Source organism: Streptomyces sp. NPDC037203 (assembly GCF_055605065.1).
In genome coordinates, this window is record NZ_JBVJUC010000001.1 from 60,408 (window position 1) to 83,459 (window position 23,052).

General features: G+C 70.9%; 14 protein-coding genes and 1 pseudogene. 5 read left to right on the plus strand and 10 right to left on the minus strand.

Going from position 1 to position 23,052, the window contains the following annotated elements; genetic code table 11:
* Positions 1-423 precede the first annotated feature (423 nt).
* Positions 424-2,394 carry an acyl-CoA dehydrogenase family protein gene (locus ACZ7EC_RS00325; RefSeq protein WP_471055602.1) on the plus strand — a complete coding sequence of 657 codons (1,971 nt, stop codon included), beginning with the start codon at positions 424-426 and terminating at the stop codon, positions 2,392-2,394.
* Positions 2,395-2,925: 531 nt separating this feature from the next.
* On the opposite strand, the gene ACZ7EC_RS00330 is transcribed toward ACZ7EC_RS00325, so the two are convergent.
* Together ACZ7EC_RS00330 and ACZ7EC_RS00335 are read right to left on the minus strand one after the other, a co-directional pair.
* Positions 2,926-3,999 (minus strand): S1 family peptidase, encoded by a 1,074-nt coding sequence (locus ACZ7EC_RS00330; protein ID WP_471055604.1) that lies wholly within the window; start codon positions 3,997-3,999, stop codon positions 2,926-2,928.
* Positions 4,000-4,395: 396 nt separating this feature from the next.
* Positions 4,396-4,980 carry a DUF1304 family protein gene (locus ACZ7EC_RS00335; RefSeq protein WP_471055607.1) on the minus strand — a complete coding sequence of 195 codons (585 nt, stop codon included), beginning with the start codon at positions 4,978-4,980 and terminating at the stop codon, positions 4,396-4,398.
* Between the two features lie 97 nt (positions 4,981-5,077).
* Here ACZ7EC_RS00335 and ACZ7EC_RS00340 point away from each other — a divergent pair, with 97 nt between their 5' ends.
* Entirely contained in the window at positions 5,078-5,800 is a 723-nt protein-coding gene (locus ACZ7EC_RS00340) for a glycoside hydrolase family 16 protein (RefSeq protein ID WP_471055610.1), read from the plus strand.
* Positions 5,801-6,024: 224 nt separating this feature from the next.
* Positions 6,025-6,132 (plus strand): annotated as a pseudogene (locus ACZ7EC_RS00345) (YibE/F family protein); the annotation flags it as partial.
* Between the two features lie 568 nt (positions 6,133-6,700).
* Here the strand turns inward: ACZ7EC_RS00345 and ACZ7EC_RS00350 are convergent.
* The 6 genes from ACZ7EC_RS00350 to ACZ7EC_RS00375 form a co-directional block, all read right to left on the minus strand.
* Positions 6,701-7,981, minus strand: coding sequence for a wax ester/triacylglycerol synthase domain-containing protein (locus tag ACZ7EC_RS00350; protein ID WP_471055613.1), 1,281 nt, complete (start codon positions 7,979-7,981; stop codon positions 6,701-6,703).
* Between the two features lie 50 nt (positions 7,982-8,031).
* Positions 8,032-9,669 carry a prenyltransferase/squalene oxidase repeat-containing protein gene (locus ACZ7EC_RS00355; protein WP_471055616.1) on the minus strand — a complete coding sequence of 546 codons (1,638 nt, stop codon included), beginning with the start codon at positions 9,667-9,669 and terminating at the stop codon, positions 8,032-8,034.
* 53 nt (positions 9,670-9,722) lie between these two features.
* Positions 9,723-10,682: a terpene synthase family protein gene (locus ACZ7EC_RS00360; protein WP_471055619.1), complete on the minus strand. Its 960-nt coding sequence runs from the start codon at positions 10,680-10,682 to the stop codon at positions 9,723-9,725.
* A 613-nt stretch (positions 10,683-11,295) separates the two neighbouring features.
* On the minus strand, positions 11,296-11,538 hold the full coding sequence (locus tag ACZ7EC_RS00365; RefSeq protein ID WP_471055622.1) for a hypothetical protein: 243 nt from the start codon (positions 11,536-11,538) through the stop codon (positions 11,296-11,298).
* A 396-nt stretch (positions 11,539-11,934) separates the two neighbouring features.
* Positions 11,935-12,324, minus strand: a complete 390-nt coding sequence (locus tag ACZ7EC_RS00370) for a nuclear transport factor 2 family protein (protein WP_471055625.1) — start codon at positions 12,322-12,324, stop codon at positions 11,935-11,937.
* A 125-nt stretch (positions 12,325-12,449) separates the two neighbouring features.
* Complete coding sequence (locus ACZ7EC_RS00375; protein ID WP_471055628.1) at positions 12,450-13,694, minus strand: FAD-dependent monooxygenase; 1,245 nt, start codon at positions 13,692-13,694, stop codon at positions 12,450-12,452.
* A gap of 60 nt (positions 13,695-13,754) precedes the next feature.
* On the opposite strand from ACZ7EC_RS00375, the gene ACZ7EC_RS00380 reads away from it, so the two are divergent.
* The gene (locus ACZ7EC_RS00380; protein ID WP_471055631.1) at positions 13,755-14,363 is read left to right on the plus strand and encodes a TetR/AcrR family transcriptional regulator; all 609 of its coding nucleotides are present in this window, start codon (positions 13,755-13,757) and stop codon (positions 14,361-14,363) included.
* Between the two features lie 130 nt (positions 14,364-14,493).
* Here the strand turns inward: ACZ7EC_RS00380 and ACZ7EC_RS00385 are convergent, their stop codons facing one another.
* A complete protein-coding gene (locus ACZ7EC_RS00385; RefSeq protein WP_471055633.1) occupies positions 14,494-14,745 on the minus strand; it encodes an adenylyltransferase/cytidyltransferase family protein in 252 nt (83 codons plus the stop codon).
* 104 nt (positions 14,746-14,849) lie between these two features.
* Positions 14,850-15,593 carry a serine hydrolase gene (locus ACZ7EC_RS00390; RefSeq protein WP_471057747.1) on the minus strand — a complete coding sequence of 248 codons (744 nt, stop codon included), beginning with the start codon at positions 15,591-15,593 and terminating at the stop codon, positions 14,850-14,852.
* A 1,139-nt stretch (positions 15,594-16,732) separates the two neighbouring features.
* On the opposite strand from ACZ7EC_RS00390, the gene ACZ7EC_RS00395 reads away from it, so the two are divergent.
* Positions 16,733-23,050, plus strand: a complete 6,318-nt coding sequence (locus tag ACZ7EC_RS00395) for a type I polyketide synthase (protein ID WP_471055636.1) — start codon at positions 16,733-16,735, stop codon at positions 23,048-23,050.
* Positions 23,051-23,052: the final 2 nt, after the last annotated feature.

Sequence of the window (23,052 nt, forward strand, 5' to 3'; positions counted from 1 at the left end):
CTGCCTGGCCGGTACGGACGGCTCCGGCATCGCGGTGGCCATCGGTCCGCCGGTCAAGGTACCCGCTGACGGCATCACGCTCGACGCGCAAGGCGCCCCGGGGGCAGCGGCTCGGCTCGGTTCCACTAGGGCGACCTGCTGACCGGCACCATCACCCTCGCCTTCGTCGACGGCAGGACCCGGACCGTCAGCGCAGACTCGCTGCGGAAGTAGTCACTGCCCAGGGCCGCACCGACTGCTGCCACGTGTGCCCGGCGCGCCCAGCAGCGCCGGCATGGCGTGCCCTGGCCGCGCGAGACGGCATGCCCCGGGCCTCGCACGACGGTGCCAACCGGCCGTCCGGAACCCGCGCGCTGGTCCCGAGCCCTGTGCCGACCACTCTGGGCGCCGGTTGATCGTCGCGGCTCGGGGTAGCGAAGCGGCATGGCCACCGAGAACACCTCCGCCCCCGCAACCGGCCGGCTCCAGCCCGAGATCGACGTCCCGTCCCTCGCCGCGGTCCTCGACGGCGAGTACGCCGAGATCCGGGACCTGGTCCGGACGAACCTGGTCACCCATGCCGCCGTCCTCGACGAGGCCGACACGCTGGGCATCGACGCGTTCCGTGAGAGGGTCCGCGATGTCGTCGTGCAGCTGGCCGCGACCGGTCAGACCGGCATGGGCTTCCCCGCCGCGTACGGCGGCGGGAACGACGTCGGCGCGTCGATCGCCGCCTTCGAGACCCTGGCGTTCGGCGACCTCTCCGTCCTCGTGAAGGTCGGCGTCCAGTTCGGGCTCTTCGGCGGAGCCATCCTGCATCTCGGCACCGGCCACCACCACAAGACGTACCTGCCCCGCCTCGTCACCGGAGAGCTGATGGGCTGCTTCGCCATGACCGAGACGGGTCACGGCTCCAACGTCCAGGCGCTCGGCACCATCGCCCGCTACGACCAAGAGAACCGGGAGTTCGTCCTCACCACCCCCGACGAGCAGGCCCGCAAGGACTACATAGGCAACGCCGCCCGGCACGCCGAACTCGCCGTCGTCTTCGCCCAGCTGGAGGTGGACGGCCGCTGCCAGGGCGTCCACGCCTTCGTCGTCCCCCTCCGGGCAGACGGACGGGTTCTGCCCGGCGTGTCCATCGAGGACGACGGCCGGAAGATGGGCCTCAACGGCGTCGACAACGGCCGCATTCGCTTCGACGGTGTACGCGTCCCCCGCGAGGCACTCCTCGACCGCTTCGCCCAGGTCACTCCAGAAGGTGCCTATGAGAGCACCATCGAGAACCCCGACCGGCGCTTCTTCACCATGCTCGGCACCCTCGTGCAGGGCCGGGTCAGCGTCGCCGGAGCCGGCGTCAGCGTCGCCAAGGTCGCGCTCGCGGTCGCCACCAAGTACGCCGACCGGCGGCGCCAGTTCAAGGCGTCTCCGGACACCGCGGAACAGGTACTCCTCGACTACGGCCTCCACCAGCGCCGGCTGCTTCCCCTCCTCGCCCGCACCTACGCGCTGCACTTCGCCCAGGACGTCGTACGGGCCCAGCTGCACGAAGTCTTCTCCGGCGTCGAAAACGACCCTCAGGCACGGCGCCGCCTCGAATCGCGGGCCGCCGGCATCAAGGCGCTCGCCACCTGGCACGCCACCCGCGTCGTCCAGGAGTGCCGCGAGGCGTGCGGCGGCGCCGGCTACCTTGCGGTGAACCGCTTCGCCGCCCTCAAACGCGACAGCGATGTCTTCACCACCTTCGAGGGCGACAACCACGTGCTCCTCCAGCTCGTGGCCAAGGGCTTGCTCACCGACCACGCCAGCGAGTTCGAGGACCTCGACCAACTCGGCATGGTCCGCTACGTCACCGGCCTCGCCGTCGAGACCGTCATCGAGCGGACCTCGGCGCACAAGCTCCTCGAACGCGTCCGCGACCTGCTGCCCGGCGGTGACGCGTGGGACCGGGAAGCCGGACTCCTCGACTCGGAGTACCAGCTCGCCATGGTCCGCTTCCGCGAGGAGCACATGCTCGCCGGCCTCGCCCGCCGCATCAAGCGCGGCACAGACCGGCAGGTCGATCCCGGCTCGGTCTTCTCCCAGGTCCAGGACCACGTCATCGCCCTCGCCCGGGCACATGTCGAACGGCTGGTCACAGAAGCCTTCGTCGACAAGGTGCGCGCACTTCCCGAAGGCAACGAGAAGGTGGCCCTCGGGCTGCTGTGTGACCTGTTCGCGCTCTCGACCATCGAAGCCGACCGCGCCTGGTTCATGGAACACGGCCGGCTGACCGTCCAGAGGTCCAAGGCGATCAGCCGCGAGGTGAACGACCTCTGCCGCAAGGTGCGCCCCCTCGCCGTCGACCTCGTCGACGCCTGGAACATCCCGGCCCCAGTCCTGCGCTCACCGGAACTCGTCGGCCCCGCCGGCTGAAGTGCCCGCCACCCGGCCGTGGGAGGCACCCGGCAATGTCGCTCTCGCTCCCCACCTCACCGCACAACCTCGACACAGGCACGCCCGCGGCAGGAGGAGAAGGGAGTTGCGGACCGGGGTGAACGGGATGATCCGGACCACTCGCCATCCGCTGTACCCTCTGCCGACCTCAGAGATTGGCTGACTGTTGGTGCAGGTGTCCAGCATGGATGCGAGCGCCGACTGCGGAGGTAGCGACCTGCGCGACCGCTGGCCGGGCCAACGACCGATCTTCTGCCCTCGGGCACGCCCATGTGGTGACTTCGGGTGGTGCTGTGGCTCAGGTGGGCTGCTGGACCGGCGCAGGCGGGTCGTGCTCTGCCTGGGTTTCCGGGTCGGTCGAGTACAGGAGGGTTCCGGACATACCGCGGGTGAATGGCGCCTGGTCGCTTCGCCGTCGCCTGCCGGGCACCGGTGCCCGGCAGGCGCACTCACCGGGATGGTCACACCGGTGGCGGCCCCACGTCACGTCGCAAAGCCGTGGGACACCGGTTACGGAATGGTGGCGCCCTCGGCGCTTAGCGCTGCCGGCACCGGCTGGAAGAAGGTCTCGCCGCCGGAGGAACAGTCGCCGCTGCCGCCGGAGGTCAGCCCGATCGCCGCGTCCCCGTCGAAGAGCGCGCCGCCGCTGTCGCCGGGCTCGGCGCAGACAGTGGTGTCGATCAGGCCGAAGACCGATCCCTCCTGGTAGTTGACGGTCGCGTCGAGGCCGGTGACTGTACCGCCGTACACACCGGTGGTGCTGCCGCTGCGCTGGACCTGTTCGCCCACGTAGGCGTCAGCGGCGTGGGTGATCTGCTGAGAGCTGCCGTCGTAGAGGTCGACAGCGCTCGGGTGGTCGCTGCCCGGATCGTCGTACTGGGCGAGGGCGTAGTCGGTGTCCGGGAAGTGGGAGTCGACGGTCTGGGCAATCTCGCCGCCGCCCTGGGAGTCGGACCAGCTGGAGGCGGCGTTGCCGCAGTGACCGGCGGTCAGGAAGTAGGGCGAGCCGTCGACCGAGACGTTGAACCCCAGGGAGCAGCGCACGTCACTGCCCCAGATGGCGTCGCCGCCCGCGATCAGCGGCTTGAAGGGAGAGGCCGCCCGGCGTACGAGGACCTCGTCCCCCAGCGCCCTGGTCACGGCGTCGAGCCGGGTGCGCTTCGCCCCCGTGACGGTGGGATCGACGGTCACCACGACCTTGTCCCGGCGGGGGTCGATCTCCCAGGCGGTGCCCGCGATCCGGGTCCGTCGGGCCAAGGCTGTGGTGACGGAACGGAGCTGGGTGGTGGAGAAGCGCACGGTTCTGGCAACCGCTCCGGCGGCGCGGACCTGGGCCGCGGCGGACGGGTCGGTGACGTTGACGACGAAGTGGTGGGCCGAGGCGTCGTAGTAGGAGCCGGCCGCATGGTCGCCGAGGTGGGCCAGGAGTGCGGCGGTTGCCTGAGCGCGGGCGGCTGGAGGAGCGTCGGCCGGGGCTGCGGCGGCCGTCCCGGCGCCTGGGAGCACGAGTGCGCCTGCGGAGAGCGCCAGCGCACTCGCTCCGCTGAGGGTGCAGGTGGCGACGGTTGTACGGCGTTTCTTCATGTGGAGCCTCCAGTGGGGGTTGCCCCGTCCGCTCGGAGGGCCGGGGCCGGAGGGAGGCACGGCACGGAGACGCCACGAGCCGAAGGGGGCGTGCCCATGCCAAGCGCCGACGAGTATGGCAACGCGCTCCTTGCGCAAACAAGGAAGGATTCAAGCCGCCCGCCCGGTACGGCGCTTCGACTGCGAGCCGAGTTCGTCGGCTCACGTCACCGTCCGTCAGGCCAAGCCAGGTGCCGCGCGATGCAACGCACAGTCGGCACCACAGGGTCCCTGCACACGCTTCGCACACGCGCGAGTGACCGACAAGCACCGCTTGTGTCCGGTACCCGGAACTCGAGCCGTCGATTTGGGACGTTCTTGGCTGGACGGTGACGGGACGCAGACCTGATGTGGCAGTCAGCTTTTGTCTGAACGGCCCGACACCGCCATGGCGGACATGAGCCTCATCGACCTGCAGAAGGCGCTGGCCGGTACCGTCACCCCGACCTGGGCAGTCACAGCTTTCGGCGGTGTGGGATGACCAGGCTGGTGCCGCAGTAGCCGCCGCCCACGAGTTGTTCGCCTGCTCGGCGATGGTGTGATCGCGGGTGGGACCGGGGTGCCGTCGGCGAGATCGGCGCCGGACAACTCGGAGCCGGCGGCTGACCGGCGTCCGGCGGGCCGCCCACTCCCGGCGGCCCGGTTGAGAACCTCCCCAACGCTCGGAGCGCCGTGGGAGCGGTCGATCGCGGAGCGCCCGGACACGATTGCCACGGCCACGCACACCAGGAACACCTTCGCCTGGGAACCCACCGGATCGGACGCCACCGCACCCCACACCAGGTCGGCGGCGAGGAAGCCGTTATACAGCCCTTGATAAGCGGAGGGCCCCGGTCGCGACGCGTGCTGGAGAGGGGCAAAGCCCTGTATCCAGTTACTTTCAAGCGGGGGCGCGGCACCTGGAGGCTTCAACTCTGGAAGCCATGAAGCGATCGGTGTCACGCATCTTGTCAAACATTAAACGGACTTCTAGAGTCCGGCGCTAGAGGGAGCGTGGGACCGCTCCCCCGCCCCATGTCATCCGAGCAAGGGAACCGCGATGTCATCTGCACTTCCCAGGCCGGGACGCCTGATAGTTGCCGCCCTGGCGGCGCTGTCACTGCTTCTCCTTGGACAGCAAGCCCACGCGGCGTCCTGGGGAGCCCCCCAGACCATCAACTCGTGGAACACCATCAACGGACGGTGGACCGCCAACAACGAGCTGGAGACCTACACCCCCGGCTGCGTGTGGTACGAGGGCAACACCCTCGTCATCAAGACCTACAGGTCGGGCAGCACGTACTACTCGGGCCGCGTGGAGTCCAAAGCTCTCTACGGCTACGGCACTTACAGCTTCACCGCGAACATGCCGAGCGGCCAGGGCCTCCTGCCTGCGGTATGGGCGGCCTACCTGAATCCGTGGCTGCCCGAGTTCGATGCCGCCGAAATCGTCGGCCAGAACCCGAACACCGTCTACCAGACCTCCCACGACTCCAACAACGCCCAGACCCAGTTCTCGAAGACGAATTCTGCGGGCTGGACCAACGCGTACCACACGTACTCGTTCACCTGGTGGCCCGATCACATCGACTTCGCCGTGGACGGCACCATCACCGGCACCAAGTGGTATACCACCGCCCCGGGTGTCGGGATGCACTTCATCGTCGACACCGCCGTCGGCGGCGACTGGCCGGGCAACCCCAACGACTCGACATGGGCCACAGCAGACGGCGCGAGGTACCTGAAGGTCTCCTCGATCACGTACACCCCGTACCAACCGTAAGGGCTCCGCTTCAGGACCCGAACCGGAGGATTGCCGAGACCGTACCGCCGGCCTGGCCGGGCGCCGTCCACGGAAACGTTTCGCGCAGCTTCCTCGAAGCCTCGGCAGTGAGCTTGCTTCGGTGAGTTCACTGCCGAGCGGTTTGTCGATGCACAGACGCGGGCACCTGCCCCAGGCCACGATCCGCGTCACGGCGCCGGCAAAGACACGCCAACTGCACCAGGATGGGCCGGCGCGCGCTTTACCGGGCGGGTATCCGCATCGGCCGTGACCACATCGCCTCCGCGGGCCACACCCTCGTCCTCACCTACGCCGGCGCCGCGCTGCCGCTCTCGCCCCCTGGTCGTCTCGGCAGACCGGCCCGGCCCGCAGGCGGAACCCCACGGCAGTTGAGCGGGCGGCAAGGGTCTCGACCCGCCGACACCGTCTGCCAGGCGATGCCGGGGAAGCACTCGTCGAAAGCAAACAAGACAAGCGCGCTTCGGTGACCCGCCCGTCCGGCCCCGGCTCGGCGTACGACTCCAGGTGCCAGCGCAGCTCCCGGCGAGGAAACGCGGGAAGAATCACAGTCGGGCTCCCAGCCTCCGACTCCATGTCGCCCCCCGGACGCGTCGTCCGTTCATCCGCTCGGGTTCGGCAAGGCGGGTCCTGATCCGCAGATTGTCCAGGCCGACCTCCCGGCGGCGCAGGCCGCCCAGCACTTCCGAGGGGCGCATCGGGCCGTAGGCGCCAAGGTGACCTGGGCTACGGGGCCGCCGGCACTTCGGGACGGCACACCTTGCACAGCTTGACGTCCTGGCCCCACGGGTCCCGGTGTCTCGACATCCACTTCCCAGAGCCGCGATCAGGGCCTGGCGCACGAGGTCGACGCCGCCGGGCCGCTGCTGTTCCTGGGACATCTCACCCCGACGGCTGATCAGTCGGTGACGTGCACGGTGACTCTGGCGTTGCGAGCTGCATGGCGGCTTGTGCCCACAGCTCGGGGAGCCGGTCGATACCGGGGAGAGCTTGGTCGGTGACGAAGTAGGCGCTGGTGGTGCCGTTGTAGCTGTAGGTGAGGAACGAGATGGGGTGGTTGCGGGGGAGCCAGGTGAACAGGTCGACGTCGGAGACTGGGGTGCCCTGGTACTGCAGGGGTCCGAGGGGGACGTAGGAGGTGTCGATGATCGCCCTGGCGGGGGCGGTGAGTTGGGTGGCGAGTGTGTGGAAGGCCCACGCCGGGGTGTGGTCCGTGATCGTGCGCATGGCTGCGCGCCGGGCGGGGTTCTTCGACTCCCGGGTGGCGGCGACGACCGAGTCCAGGCGGGCGGCCGCCGTCGCTTCGTGGCAGGGCAGGAGGACGGGAGCGAAGGTGAAGAGGTTCCCGGGGAGGTAGGTCTCTTCGGGCCGGCGCAGGTTGACCATCATGACGGCCGGCATCGGTCGGCCGACGCCGCGGGGCCAGTGCTCGATGCTCCAGGTGCCCAGCGCGGCTGCCAGAGCGGCCAGCACGGCGTCGTTGGTGCTGCCGCCGCGTGCCGCAGCTGCGGTGCGCAGGACATCGGAGGGCGCGTGGGCCCACGAGCTGAGGCGAGCACCGGTCAGTGGCCGGGCCGGATCGTTCCAGAGGTTGTTGGAGGCGGCGGAGGCGACCATCCCTTTGAGGGTGCGGGCGTAGTCGCCGATTCGTGCCCTGGGCGCCGGGGCCGCACTGGTGGCGCGGGCCGGGGTGTCCGCCGGGGCGGCGCCGAACAGCTCGTAGAGCGTGTGGAGGAAGCCGCTGCCGTCCTGGGCGGTGTGGTGGGCGCGATAGCACAGGGTGAAGCGGCCTGGGGCGTGGCCGTGCAGCAGCCACAGGTCCCAGGGCGGCCCGTCGGTGGGGAGCGGGTGCGTCAGCAGGTCCTGTCGCACGAGGTCGAGGCTCGCCTCACCGGGCTCGATCTGCCGCTCGTGGACTCGGAGTTGCAGATCGGGGTTCGGGTCGCGGGCCCAGCGGGCTCGCAGCCCCGGGCCCTTCAGGTAGTGGGTGAGGCGGGGCAGCCGGGCAAGGTGGGCGCTGATGTGGGCGCGCAGGTCCGCCAGAGGCGGGACAGAGCCTTCCAGGTGGAGGAAGGCACCGATCGTCAGGGACAGCTCGGGTTGCGCCCGGGCCATGGTGTGCATGGTCAGATCCATGGGCGTGGGGCGGGGAGGCGTGGGCACGGCGGTCTCCTCCGGGACGGCAGGATGGGCGCTGGGCGGCAGTTGCGGAGCTATGGCCGGTTGGTCACGGCCTCGCTGCGATGACGGGGTGCCAGGTTCGAGTGCGGCTGTAACGGTGTGCGGGCGGCGGCGGGCGCCAGACGGTGGGAGAGGTGTCCGAGGGCGAGGAGTGCGAAGGTGTCGGCGAGGGCGGGGACGGTGAAGACGAACGGGCGTGGTCCGATGGAGTCCGGGATGCTGTCGATGGATCCGTCGGTTCGTTGGCAGGTGAGGAGGTGGGCGGCGCCGCGGGCGGCGGGACCCGGCTCGGCGGTGTGGGAGCTGAGGGTGATCAGGGCGTAGGCGGTGCTGAGGGCGTCGCTGGCGTGGCCGTGCTGTTGTCCCCAGCCGCCGTCGGGGTTCTGGGTGTCCAGCACCAACCGGGTCGCGCGTCGGGTGATGTGCTGCGCGGGGCTGTCGGGTGTGGCGTGGCTTGGGTGGCGCAGGGCGGCGAGGGTGGCGCGGAAGACGGTGTGCAGGCGGCTGCTGCTCCAGTCGGGCGGGAAGGAGCCGTCGGGGTGCTGCTGGGAAGCGAGGTGACGCAAGGAGGCTTCCACCGCGGCGTGTTGGTTATGGCCTTGGGTGCTGAGAGCGTTGACGGCGGCCGCGGTCACGCAGGCTTCCGAGGGTGCGCCGGCGCGGTAGGTGGGGAAGCCGTTGTCAGGTCCGCGCAGAGCGTGCAGGGCGCCGACCGCGCGGCTGACCGCTGCACGGTGGATGTCCGCTCCGGTCACGTGGAGGAGTTCGACGGCGGCGGAGGTGCAGTCCACGTCGGCGAGCTGGGCGTGTTCGGTGTAGGACCAGCCGCCGCGGGGCTGTTGGAGGCGGAGCAGGCGCTCGGCGATGGCGTCGATGACCGGGGCGGGGGCACCGGCAGCGTGCAGGGCAAGGCCGGCGGTGGCAGTGAGCCAGGTGTCCTCGTCGCAGATGAACGGTATCCCGCCGTCCGGGCGTTGGTACTGCAGCGCGGTGCCGATTCCTTCGGTGATCAGGTGCTGGTGGCCGGACAGGGGGGCCAGGGCGTGCAGGACCGAGAGGTGGATGAGGAGGTTGCCCTCCCAGACCGACCCCGGGCGCTGGGTGGAGCGCAGGAGTTCCAGGTCGTGTGCGTCGATCAGGTGCGGCTTTCGGTGGGCGTGGGCGAGGACGGCCTTGACCGCGGTGACTTGGACGCGCGCCCAGGTGTGCAGGCCGCGCAGGTCGAACGCTTCGGCGGCGGGCATTGCCGCGTCGGGGGCGGCGCCGAGCAGGACGAGGACCGTGTGCAGGAGAGCGCGTTTGCGTGGCCCGGTGAAGTCCGGTGCCTGGCGCAGGAACAGCTCGATGTCCGGTAAGTCCGCCGCAGCCGGGCGGCCGTCGAGGGCGGCTCGGGCCAGCAGCCGATCCAGCGGGTTCGAGGAGTCGCGGTATCCGGCGAGGTAGGCGGCCAGGCGGTTGCGGCCCGCGGGTTCCGATTGTGTGCGGTTCAGTAGGGCGAACAGCAACGCGGATTCCAGGACACGGCTGTGGCAGGGGTCGCGGACTGCCCCGTCCGGGCCGATCCGGGACAGGAGGTGGGCGCGCAGCCGGGCGGTGGCGGGTGCGAGGTCGGCAGGGAACGCCACGCTGGGCCAGCGGGGCGTGCTGGCGGTGATCGGGGCAAGTCTCATCAGGGTCCGTCCTGGGGCGTCGTCGACCGCGGGCCTGTCGCCGGGCGCGTCCGTCAGGGCCGCGGCACGTGCGACCGGTGCGGTGTGGGCAGCTCCGGGGCGCAGGTGAAGCGTCCGGTGACGGCCAGCCAGTGCAAGGTGGCGGCCATGAATGTCTCCACCAGGTCCACGTAGCGGCGCAGCGCCCGCCTCCGGTCCCGCGGCAGGTAGGACTCTGCGCGCAGCGCCGCCGCAGTGGCCCTCGTGCCCGCGCGGCGTTCCTCGATCATCGCGGCCGCCCGTAGCCGGGCCTCACGGGACGAACATCCGTTCCGGCGGGCGAGGAGCGCCACCAGGTTGTCCTGACCGGCGGCCTCGTCGTCAGCCGCCGAGGCCAGGTCGTTCGCCCAGCCCGCGACATCCGCCACCGCCCGGCGCAGATCCTGCAACCGGGCATTCACCCGAGGATCCTCCACCAACGGGGCGCGGCCGGTGCGTTCCAGCACATCCAGCATGGGCAGCAGGGTGATGGTGCGACGCCGTAGTTCGAGATAGCCCGCCAGAGGCAGCCTCATCCCGGACCGTCGCAGCGCCACCTCCTGCTCGCAGGCATCGAGGAAGTCCGTGTAGTCAGCGGTGAAACGAGCCCGCCAGCAGGCGGACATCCCTGCGGCCGTCCGCTCCCACAGACCGGCCAGCACCACCGCGTGCGCGGGAGCGGCAGCAGGCGGCCCCGCGTCGGAAACAAGCGCCCCGCGCAGGGGCGTGGTGAACCGTTCCAGCTCATCCGGGACCGATCCCGGGCCCCGCCGATCGATCTGATCGTCCACCCAGCAGATGAACGCCGCCCACTGCATCGTCAGCGCCACATCGGCGACGTCAGCGTGCGGCAGTGCACCGTCGGCCAGCACGTCCAACCGCATCGAGGCAAGACGCCGCTCCCCGCTGGCGTCTACCACCAAGCCCGTCTCCCAGGCCCACGACAGCATCAACTCCGTCCCGAGAGCCGCCGATGCCGATGAGTTGTCAGTCACACTTCGACCTTGTCAGAGGCCGATCAAGGATGGGTGGCGAACTCGGAAATGTACCCGCCCGGGGGGTGCACAAGGCGGCACGGGGTGCTCTCCGCATTGGGCGCTCCGGGGAAATCCGGCCGAGCCGCGTCCCGTTCAGCCATCACCGTCCCGCCGGCGGTGGCGTGGGCGACCACGGATTCCCGCCGGCACGGGCCAGAAGAATCGGAGGCCGGCCGCGCGGGCGGCAGCGTCCGGCTCGTGTCAGCCAGATGCAGGCAAAGCGAGGAGCCGGCCACATTCAGCTTCGCGACGATGTCCAGCGCCTCCTGGTGGCGGAGCGCTGGGGGCCGCCCGTTCCTTCGGACTCGAGCGTGGTCAGCGGCGCTGCCTCAGCAAATCGGGGAATTCCATCGCCCTGTCCAAGCTCAACTCAGCCTCGTGCGACGAGGGTTCGGCCGGATCGCGCGCGCCTCTGTCCCTCTGCGGCTGTAGCCGTCTTCCGCGTCGTCGGGGTCCGGTGTCGGGATCGCGGGTGGCCGTGGGGAGCTGTCGCGGACGGTGATGCAGTGCCGCGGTGGTCCGCCCGGCGGCCTGCGGGCCGCCGGACGGACCTCTGGCGTAACTCGTGCAGCTACTTCTTGGTGCAGACCTTGTGGGGCTTGACCCAGACCCGCTTGGTCTTGCCGTGAGCCGTGACCGTCCGGTAGTGACCCTTGACCTTGTGGCACTTCTTCCCGACGGTCGGTGCGGCGTGGCTCACCGTCATGGTCGACGGCGCCGCGGAGGCGGTACCTGACGCTACGACCCCTGCCCCCGTGGCCAGCATCGTCGCCGTGAGCCCGGCGGCGAGGCTGCGTGCGATTCGGATCTTCATGCAGCAACTCCTTTCGGATCCGGCGCGTCCACCAGGCCCCGGCGCCTCGACGGGGGGCCCGGACCAGGAAGCGCACCTTTGAGGGTCACCTCAGACACTCGAACGTGCACCCCCAGAGCGAGATGTCACCCATTCGGCGCACGCCTTCGTGCGTTCTCGCCGCTCCGGCACCATCCTGGGGCCGCACCGACGGCCGGCGTCGTCGCACTGGCCATCGACCAGACCGCCGCGCTCCGGGCGCTCGCCCAGGGCGTGGGGCATGCCGCGCCCCGTCCCCCACCCGCGACATGGAGGAGGCTGCGCCGCTCCGACGGATACGGCGTGAGGTCGGCGGAGCGGCTTCGGAATGACGATGCTTTGGCGCGAGTGATCACGGCCCCGTAGGCTTCCGGTGCGTCACCGCCCCGGCATCGGCTCCGCGAGCGCGGCCCGCCAGGCCGGGGCGCCGAAGGTGTCGGCGAAGTACTGCGTCTCGTGCACCACGTGCTGGTCGGCGAATTCCATGATGCTCACCGAGTGCGACGGCACACCGTCGTAGGTGATGAGGCATTCGCTCACCCACAGATTCGCATGGCCGGTGATCCGCTGGACGGTGAAGTGTCGGTCGGCGGGGTGCCCGCCGCGTTGCGCCGAGATCGCCGCCCGGCCCCGGAACCGCTCGCCTGACTGCGGGTAGTCCAGGATCGCGTCCGTGGCGTAGATGGCGTGCTCGGCTTTGGTGTCCCCTCGTTCGGAGGCCCGCCAATGCTCTTCGATCGCGGCCCTGGTCCGGGAGTCAGCATCCATGGCACCGCCCTTCCGTAGCGGTGACAGCCTAGGCGCTCAGGGCCGCAGCCGACTGTGGGCAAGCCGGGTCTGGACGGCCAGGTCCTCCGTTTGCCGGATCGGAGGGCGGCAGCCGTCGACCGTGGCTAGGTCGAGCGACCGCCACCCGGCTCATCCCATTCCGAGCCGTTCTGTGAGGAGTTCCAAGGCTGACGTGACTCCGGTGACGGCGGCCGCCAGCCGAGGACCGGGACGAGCGCGGCCAGCATGGCCGACGACGGGGTCAGGCGGAGCAGTCGGTCGCGTGCGAGACAGGCCGGGGTACGGCCGCACTGGGCCACGGCCCCGATCCGGCGGGAGCGCCGGGCGATCATCCGGGTACGGGCGCGGCGCTCACGGTCGTAGCGGGCCAGGGCGGAGTCCGCGTCAGGGTGGGCGGCCAGCAGCGCGGCCAGGGTGACGGCGTCCTCCAAAGCCTGGTTGGCGCCCTGCCCGAGATTGGGTGTCATGGCGTGGGCGGCGTCGCCTAGCAGCACGCACCGGCCGCGGACGAAGGTGTCCAGCGGGGGCAGTTCGTAGATGTCGTGGCGCATCACCGCGTCCTCGGTGGCGGCGGCCAGAAGCTCCGGCACCGGGTCGTGCCAGCGGCCGAAGCGCCGTCTCATCTCGGCCAGTTCGCCGTCGGGGCCGTGTTGCCCCTCGGGGGCGTTGGCGACGCCGAAGAGGTAGACGCGGCCGTCGGCGAGGGGGGACACACCGATGCGTTCGCCGCGCCCCCAGGTCTCTCCGCCCGCGTGCAACGGCCGGCCGAGGTCGACGATCGTGCGCCACGCCGTGTACCCGGCGTAGCGGGGCGAAGGGGCCTGCGGCCAGAGCGCGCTCCGTACGGTGCTGCGAATGCCGTCGGCCCCAACGAGCAGATCGGCGCGCGAGACTCCCCCGGTGTGCCGGACCTCCACGTGTGAGCCGCGGTCCGTGACGGCGTCTACGCGTGTGCCGGCGCGCAGGGCCGCTTCGGGCAGGGCCGCGCGCAGGATGTCGAACAGGTCGGCGCGGTGGATCATCACCAGCGGGCCGTGGCGGCGCCCCAGTTCCTCGGTGTCCGTGCGCGACAGCCAGCGGCCGGAGACGTCCCGGATGCCGGCCCGGGTCTCCGCGAGGGCACGCGCGCGGACCCGCTCGCCCAACCCCAGGGCCTCCAGCGCACGGACCCCGTTGGGCCACACCGAAAGCCCCGATCCGGCCTCACCGAATCCGGCGGCCCGTTCCAACACCTCGACCTGCCATCCGTGCCGGGCAAGCGCCACGGCCGCGGCCAGCCCGCCGATCCCCGCCCCGGCCACGATCGCGCGGCCCGGGACCCCACTCGGACGCGCCGCTCCTCCAGTCACCGCACCCCTCCTCTACATCTGTAGCAGTCGCCAGGAATGCTACATCTGTAGAGTGTCGACGTGCAGGGAGGAAGGGACACGGTGGCCGAGCCCACGACAAGACGGCTGCGACTGGCCGACGCGGCGATCAGCACGCTGGCCCGGGCGGGGATGCGCGGTCTGACCCATCGCGCCGTGGAAGAGACGGCGGGGGTACCCGCGGGGACGTGTTCGTACTATTTCCCCACCCGGCAGGCGCTGCTGCGGGCGGCGGTCGACCGGCTGGCGGAGATCGATCTCGCCGATGTGGCCGAGCGCCCGGCCATCACGGAACCGGCGGACCTCGCCTCCATCGCCGCGGCCGTCGCCGACCTCGTCGAACACCTGGTCACCGCCGGCCGCGAACGCATGCTGGCGCGCTACGAACTCTCCCTGGAGTCCACGCGGCGTCCCGAACTGCACACCGTCCTCGCCACCGCGGGCAAGGCCCACCGGGCCGTGGCCCGAGAACTGCTCACCGCCGCGGGCGCGTCCGACCCACCGTCCCAGGCACCGGTGTTCGTGGCCTTCCTGGACGGCCTCGTCTTCGACCGGCTGGCGGGCGCGAGTGCGCCCCCACCTACCTCCACCGAACTCCGCGCCCACCTTCTCGCCGTGCTGCGCGGCTTCACGAATCCGCTTCAGGCGTGAGGCGCCGGGCCAGGGCGAGCCGGCCGGGGAGTGAAGGTTTCGTGGCGTCGGCCCGTCGCCGTTGTCCGGCGGCACGGCCGCAGCGCCGTCGCGGGCGTCAACGGCCCGACGGAGCCCAGGGTGCGCCGCTCTACCGTTGTCCCATCGCGGTGACAAGGGTGGAGGAGACGTGGGCCAGGGCGGGGTCCGCGGCGATGAAGAACGTTTCGACTCCGGCCAGTTCGTGGTTCATGCGGGCCATCGGGACGGGGTGGCGGCCGGTCTTGTTCGGGTTGGACATCACGCACACGACGACCTCGTCGAACAGGAGGGCGGCGCGCCGGAGTATGTCCTCGTGCCCTTGAGTGACCGGGTCGAAAGATCCTGCGAAGAGGGCTCGCATGATCGGAGACAGTAACAAGCGGCCGCCCCGGTATGAAGCACGAGGGCGGCCAAACCGCCGGGAGGAGACGGTAGTTGCCCCGGCCAGGTGGGCACCGGCGGGGCTCAGAGCCCAGTGCGGGGTGCTCCGTGCGCGCGCAAGTGGTCCAGGGCCATCCGGGCCGCCGTGCCGAGGATGTCTTCACGGGTGGGTGTCCCGGGCGTCAGCGACCGGGTGAGGACGGCGATCGCGTACCGCCGCCCATCGGGAAAGGCGACCACGCCGACGTCGTTGCTGACGCCACCCGGCACGGTTCCCGACTTGGACGTGACCAGTACTTCCGGCCCGAAACCGGCGGCGATCCTCCGAGTGAGCCGCTGCTGTCCCATCGTGCGGCGGAGATCGGCGCACGCCTCGGCGGGGCCGGCCTCGGCCCGCCAGACCGCGCGGAGCAGGGCGGCCAGGTCGTCGGCGGTCGCACTGCTGATCCGCCCCGGCCGCATCCCCGGCGACGCCAGCACCCGCCGCCATATCACCTCGCCCTCCTGCGGCGACGCGGCGTCCCGGATCATTCCGGCCATCGCGCGCCAGTCGGCGAACCCGGCGTCGCGGGCGGCGGTGTCGAACTCGTCCTGGATCGTGCCCGGCAGGTGGAAGCCGGTGAAGCCGAGCCCGGTGAGGCGCGCCCTGATCCGTTCGATGCCGACCCGGCGGATCAGCACGTCGGTCGCGGTGTTGTCGCTGATGGTCAGCATCAGCCGGGCGACATCCCGCAGCGAAATCTGCACCGGGTCCTCGGTGATGCACAGCCCCTGGCCGCCCGGCGTCGCCTCGGCCGGCGAGACCACCACTCGCTCGGGGAGGTCCAGTTCGCCTCGTCAATCGTCTCTTCGATCATCCGCTCAGCGTGGTACCCGGCGACCGCGCCGGGCAGAGGTGTTCACCGTGCGCGTCTCCGCTGTCGGCGTGACGGACACACGAGGTCGTGCATGGCGACGCAGTAGCGGGCGCGTTCGTCCGGGAACCAGGACCGGCGGCCGCAACAGCCGATGTCAAGGAAAACAGCTTGGTGGCAGACCTGGGCAAGGGGGTGTAGCGGAGCCGGACAGGAGGTCGCGCGCGTCCGGCTGAACCCAGGAGCAGCCCGGCCTGCCGCTCGTTCACCCCGTCCCCGGCCGCCAGGCCGAGCGCGGCAAGGCCCCGGCCCTTCCACACGACGGGCAGAACACCGGCTTCGTCCTGGGCGGCGCGCAGCGGTGTGCCCGGCAGGCGGTGGCCGTCGCCGACCATCACGTCACGGGTGAGGTGGCGCACCCCGGCGAACTGGCGACATGCTGATCACCGGTCCCTGGAAACCCGGCACTGACCCGAGAAAAAGCGCGTCCCCGGTACGTCCCGCCGGGCAGGAGGGCAGCACCGGATCTTTACCGGCAGCGCCCGCCGGGCGGGCCACCCGGCCAGGCCGAGACGGTAAGCCGCCGGTGTGTGCACTCTGCCGCGCAGTCCGACCTCCCACCGCCGAGCGCGTGATCGGGCGACGATGCCCCGGCTGCCAGACGACCCGGCTCGAGCAGTGGACGGAGGTGATGCAGCCACAACTGCCCCCCGCTGCCCGGCCGGGGGCTTCGTGACCACGGGCACCGGCCCCGCAGGACGCGCCACTTGGGAGTACGGACCAAAGGACGGCCCTGGTCAGGACGGTCTTTCATCGCGTTCAGGCATTACGCAATGTCCGGGGGTTCACAGGCAGGTATGCCCCCGGTTTGATGGGGCCTGAGGCGAGATCCCGGAGGCCTCCCCGGCTTGCATGAGATGCCCACACTGCCTGGTGACCGGTTCGGGCGGAGCAGCGCACTCCTGCCGGCAAGCCCTCTCCCCTTTTCCTTGCCTTTCATTCTTCCATTTGCCGTACCTGCAGAGGAGTCCCCCTTATTTCGTGTTCCAGGGCGGAAGCGGACCGGACGCTGGCGCCGAACAACGCGCCTCGTGCATGCAAAGGAGTACCGGGGTGAAACAACCCAGTGAACATCATGTCGCGGTGATCGGCGCCGGCTGCCGGCTGCCAGGAGGCGTCGACTCGCCCGCGTCGTTCTGGAAGTTGCTGGCCGAGGGGCGGGACGTCGTCCGCGAGGTTCCCGAGGAACGGTGGAGCCAGGAAGAGGTCTTCGGTCTCCCCGCCGATGTCGCCGCCCGCCTGAAATGGGGGGCCTTCCTCGACGAAGACGTGTACGCCTACGATCCCGCCTTCTTCGGTATCAACGCTCATGAGGCCGCCTGGGTCGATCCCCATCACCGGCTTTTGTGCGAGACGTTCTGGGAGGCGGCCGAGCATGCCGGAGTGCCGCCGAGGTCCTTGTCCGGCAAGCCGGTCGGTACGTATTTCGGCGTCTACAACAAGGAGTATCTCCTGCGGGCGCAGCGGCCGTTGGAGGAGATCGACGCCTATGCCATGAACGCCAGCATCCATTCGATGGCCGCCGGTCGCATCGCCTACCTCCTGGACCTGCAAGGCCCGCAGATGACTTTGGAGGCGGGGTGTTCCTCCGGGCTTGTCGCCTTGCATGCCGCGTGCCAGGGGCTCGCGGACGGGGAGACCGATCTGGCGTTCGCCGGGGCATGTGTCCTCATTCTCGGGCCCGAGGAGTCCGTGCCGCCGGCGCGCTGGTCGTTCTTCTCGCCCACCGGCCGGTGCCACGCTTTCGACGCCGCCGCCGACGGCTATGTGCGCGGAGAGGGCTGCGTGGTCCTCGCGCTCAAACGCCTTGGCGACGCCCTGCACGACGGCGACCGGATCCTCGGCGTGATCCGCGGCAGTGCCCTGAATCAGAACGGGCGCCGTTCCACCCGCCTGACCGCGCCTTCCGCCGACGCGCAGGTGGAGGTCTGCCGTCGGGCCCTGGCCGCCGCGGGTGTCGATCCCGGAGATGTCGGCTTGGTGGAGGCCCACGGCACCGGGACCGAAGTCGGTGATCCTCTGGAGTTCCGTGCTCTCGCCGAGGTCTACGGCGCCGGTCCCGGTACCTGCGCGCTCGGTTCGGTGAAGACGAACATCGGACACACCGAACCGGTGGCGGGTCTCGCCGGAGTACTCAAGGCCCTCCTGTCGGTGCAGAACGGTGAGATCCCGCCGAACCTGCACTTCCGTCGCTGGAATCCGCAGATCGACGCGCGGGCGACCCGATTCCTGGTACCCACCGAGACCGTCGCCTGGCCCGAACGAAAGGGGCGGCGGCTGGCCGTCGTGTCCTCCCTCAGCGTCACGGGCGCCAACGTGCACGTGGTCGTGGAGCAGTCCCCCGACGGAAACGGACGCGGCCACCGCCCTACGGCATCTCCCGGTGCGGGCGGCAAGCAGCAAGCCGCGAACGAGCCGCTGGCGTTCCCGCTCTCGGCGGCCAGCCGTCCGGCACTCGGCACAGCGGCGAGGCGTCTGGCCCACTGGCTGGAGGGGGAAGGAAGCGGCGTCGCGTTACCGGATGTCGCCCACACCCTTGCGGTGCGTCGGTCCCATCTGCGTGAGCGGCTGACGGTCGTCGCCACCACCCGCGCCGAGCTGGTCGGCCGGCTCACCGAGGCCGCCGACGGGACGGCCGCCGACGGCGTGGCAGAGGGCACGGCCAGGCCGGGGGCCGACACCGTGTTCCTGTTCTCCGGCCATGGCTCGCAGTGGGCGGGTATGTGCCGGGGCCTGCTGGACCGTGACCCCGGTTTCACCCGCGTCATCGACCGGCTCCAACCGCTCGTCGCCGAGGAGTCCGGGTTCTCCCTGCGTCAGACCCTCGCCGACACCCGCCTCGTCGAGGGCATGGACCGGATCCAGCCGACCGTCTTCGCCATCCAGGTCGCCCTGTGCGCCATGTGGGCCGACTACGGTGTGCGGCCCGCCGCGGTGATCGGGCACTCGATGGGGGAGGCCGCTGCCGCTGTCGTGTCCGGCGCCCTCAGCATGGAGGAGGGGGCCCGCGTCATCTGCCGCCGCTCCCGGCTGAACGTGCGTCAGGCGGGTGCCGGCCGTATGGCCTCGATCGCGTTGCCCCGCGCCGACGTCGAAGCGAGGATCGCCGCCGCCGGTGTCCCCGGCGTGAGCGTGGCCGTGGTCACCTCACCGGACGCGACAGTGATCGGCGGCGACAAGGACGCCGTCGGCCAACTGGTGCGTGCCTGGCAGAAGGAGGACGTCGCGGCCACGTTCGTCAACGTCGACATCGCCGCGCACACCGCCCACATGGATCCCATCCTGGGCGAGCTGCGCACCGCCCTCGCCGACCTGGACCCGCGCACTCCGGACGTCCGCTTCTACAGCACCGTCGTCGACGACGCCCGTCGTGCCGTACGGCTGGACGCGGACTACTGGGCCGCCAACCAGCGGCAGCCGGTCCTGCTGGCTTCCGCCGTCCAGGCCGCCGTCGAGGACGGCTTCCGCCGGTTCGTGGAGATCAGCCCGCACCCGGTCCTCGCGCACGCGGTCCAGGCCACGGCCGCGTCCCTCGGGCAGGATCCCGTCGACGTCCTGGGCTCCCTGCATCGCGAGACCGACGAGCGCACCGCGTTCCTCACCCAGGTGGCCGCCCTGCACTGCACCGGATACCCGGTCGAGTGGCCTGACGCCCCCTACCGGAATGCCGCGCTCGCCGATGTGCCCACCATGAGCTGGGAACGCACCCGGCACGGCATCGCCCCGTCACCGCTGCGCACGGGCATGCCCATCGCCGGCCGCGGCAGCGAGGGTGTCCTGACGGGCATCCATCTGGCCGACCCGGCCAGTACCCGGCGCCACCTGTGGCAGAAGACCCTCACCCGCACCACCCTGCCCTGGCTGGACGAGCACCGTGTCAACGACGTGCCCGTCCTGCCCGGTGCCGCGATGGCGGAGATGGCCATCGCCTGCGCCACCGACGTGTTCTCCGCACACCCGTGCGATGTGGAGATCCGCGACCTCGACCTGCACCGCATCCTCGCCCTCGGCGAGAGCCGGGAGGTCACCGCGGTGGCCACCACGCTCGGGCCCGCCATCGCCGCCTGGACCCTGAACGCGATCGGGCCCGACGGCGTCTTCGCCGCCCACGCGGGTGCCCAGCTCCACCACGCGCCGGGGGTGCGCCCGCCCGAGCCGGTGGACATCGCATCGCTCCTGTCGTCCCCGTCCGACGACGTCGAACCGGCCGAGCTGTACCGGCGGTTGCGGGAGGAGCGGGGCATCACCCACGGTCCGGCGTTCATGGGCGTCACCCGCCTGCGGCTGATCCCCGGAGGGAGCGGCCCGTCCGCGCTGGCCGACATCGTGCTGCCCTCGGCCGGGCGCGCGGGAAGCCGGAACCTGCGGCTGCACCCCGTCCTGCTCGACATCTGCCTGCAGGCGGTGGGCAGTACCTGGCTGGCCTGCCACCCCGTGCCGCCCGGCGGTATGCTGCCGCGCCGTCTCGGCAGGGTCAGGGTCCTGGGCGACACCGCCACGGCGGCTCACGCCTACGTGCGGCTCACCGACGTGGGCGACCGCTCCTGCACTGCCAGCTGCCTGCTGACCGATGCCACCGGGACCGTCCTCGCCGAAGCGGACGCGATCGACTGCGTGAACGTTCCTTCCCAGGACGGCGACGATCTCTTCGACCGGCGCACCCTCGACGTCACCTGGATCGAGACCTCCCGGACCAGCGAGATCACCGAGGCGGGCCGCTGGGAGCTGTACTACGAGACGGAGCGCGCCGGCGAGGCGGGGGACCTCAAGGCGGCCCTCGAAGAACACGGCGCCACCGCCGTCCTCCGCCCCGTCGCCAGCACCAGCGGCTCGCCGAGCGCCGCGACGCGCGCCGTGGTCTACCTGCCCGCCCTGGACGGCGCATCCGGTCCAGCGGCCCGTGCCCGGACCAACCTCGAGCACCTGATACGTCTCGCCCAGTCCGTGGCCCCCGACGGTCAGGGCGCGCCCCGTCTGTGGGTGCTCACCCGCAACGCGGCGCACGTCACCCCTCAGGACGTACCCGGCCTCGCCGGATCGGGAATGCGCGGCGCCCTGCGTGTCCTCGCTCTGGAGCAGGCCGCTCTGCGTCCCGCCCACCTCGACGCCGACCAGCGCACCACGACGGAGCAACTCGCCCGCGAACTGCTGACCTGCCCCGATACCGAGGACGACATCGCCTACCGGGAAGGGGCCCGCTACCTTGCCCGCCTCACCCATCACCCCCTGGGTCCCGGCGACCGCGTCCGTGCGGGCGTGGACTGGCGTACTCAAGGCGCCAAACTGCTCCGCGGCCAGAGCAAGACCCTCGACGATCTCCACCTGGGCGCGTTGGAGCCCCAGCCGCCCGCTTCCGGGCAGATCCAGGTCCAACTGCACTCCACCAGCCTGAACTTCATCAACGTCCTCAAGGCGGTCGGCACTTACGACCAGTTGCTGTCCGGGACCGACGTCACCCCGCAGGCCGTGTTCGACGGAGCGGGTACCGTCACCGCTGTCGGCGAGGGCGTCCGCTCGGCGTCCGTCGGCGACCTCGTCGCGGTGCCGGTGTGCTGGGCCGGCGACCACGAGACGCTGATGGCCTCCCGCGTCACCGTCCGCGCCGACTGGGCCATCCCCCTCGCCTCCCCCGAAGATCTCACGCACGCGGCCGGGCTCCCCATCGCCTACCTCACCGCCTGGTACGGGCTGTGCCACCTCGCACGTCTGGCAGAGGGGGAACGGGTGCTCATCCACTCCGCCTCGGGCGGTGTGGGGCTGGCCGCCGTCAACATAGCCCGGATGAAAGGGGCCGAAGTCCTCGCCACCGCCGGGACGGAGGAGAAGCGGGACTACTTGCGTTCTCTGGGCGTCCGGCACGTGATGGACTCCCGCAGCCTCGACTTCGCCCGGAAGGTACGCGAGATCACCCACGGCCGGGGGGTGGATGTCGTCCTCAACTCACTGACCGGCCCGGCGCAGACCGCCAGTCTCGATCTGCTCGCCCGCAAGGGCAGGTTCATCGAGATCGGCAAGCGCGACATCTACGAGGACACCCACCTCGGACTTCTGCCGTTCCGTCGCAACATCAGTCTCAGCAGCGTCGACATCGCCCTGCTCCTGCACAAGGAGCCCGGCCTGATCGCCTCCCTCGTACGGGAGATCAGCCAGGCATACGCGGCGGGCAGTCTGCCGCCGCTGCCCATAGCCTCGTCGTCCGTCTCCGAGGCGTCCGAGGTGTTCCGCACCATGGCGGGCGCCCGGCACACCGGCAACCTCGCGCTTGTCTGGCCGACCGAGGGGAAGGCCACGCTACCGGTCGCCCCTGAGGACGTACGACCGGTCGAACCGCACGCGTCCTACCTCATCACCGGGGGGCTGGGCGGTCTCGGTCTGGACGTGGCGCAGTGGCTCGCCGGTCACGGGGCCCGCGCCCTCGTCCTCGGCGCACGGTCCGAACCGGGCAAGCGGGCCCGCCGTGTCATCGAAGATCTCACCAAGCGCGGCGTCGATGTCACCGTCACGCTCGGCGACATGGCCGACCCGGCGACGGCCCACCGCCTGGTGTCCGCGGCCGAGGCCACCGGCCGTCCCCTGCGCGGCGTCCTGCACGCCGCCGCCGTGGTCGAGGACTCCGTCCTGGAGAACGTCAGCGCCGCGCAGCTGCAACGGGTGTGGGACTCCAAGGCACTCGGCGCGTGGCACCTGCACGAGGCGACGAAGACCTGCTCCCTGGACTGGTGGATCAACTTCACCTCGGTGGCCGCTGTCATCGGCCAGCCCGGTCAGACCTGTTACGCGGCGGCGAACTCCTGGCTGGACGAATTCACCCGCTGGCGGCTCGCCCAGCGGCTTCCCGCCGCCAGCATCGTGTGGGGGCCCTGGTCCGGGCACGGCAGGGGAACCGACATCGAATCCCTCGGCTACGCCATGATCTCTCCGGCGGAGGGCATGGAAGCGTTGGAGAAGATCGTCACCCGCTCCGGCCGGCCTCTCACCGTCTACGCACCGCACGATCTCGACCTGCGGCTCTCCCTGCACCCCGACGCGGCCCGCCTGGCCTACTACGCGGCGATCCCCCGCGCCGGCGGCCCCGCCGACGACAAGGGCGCGTTCCTGACCCGATGGAACTCCCTGACCGATCCGGGGCAGCGTACCCGGTTCCTGCACGAGAAGATCAAGCAGCATACGGCTGCCGTGCTCCGCTGCCCCCTCGACAGCGTCGAGGACCGCACCGCGTTCGTCGCACTCGGTCTGGACTCCCTGCTCGCGATCCAGCTCCGCAACCGTATCGCCCACGAGGCCGGCGTCGAACTGCCCACCACCGCCTTGTGGACGCACCCCACACCGGCGGACCTCGCCGAACTCCTCACCGAACGGCTGCCGAAGTGACA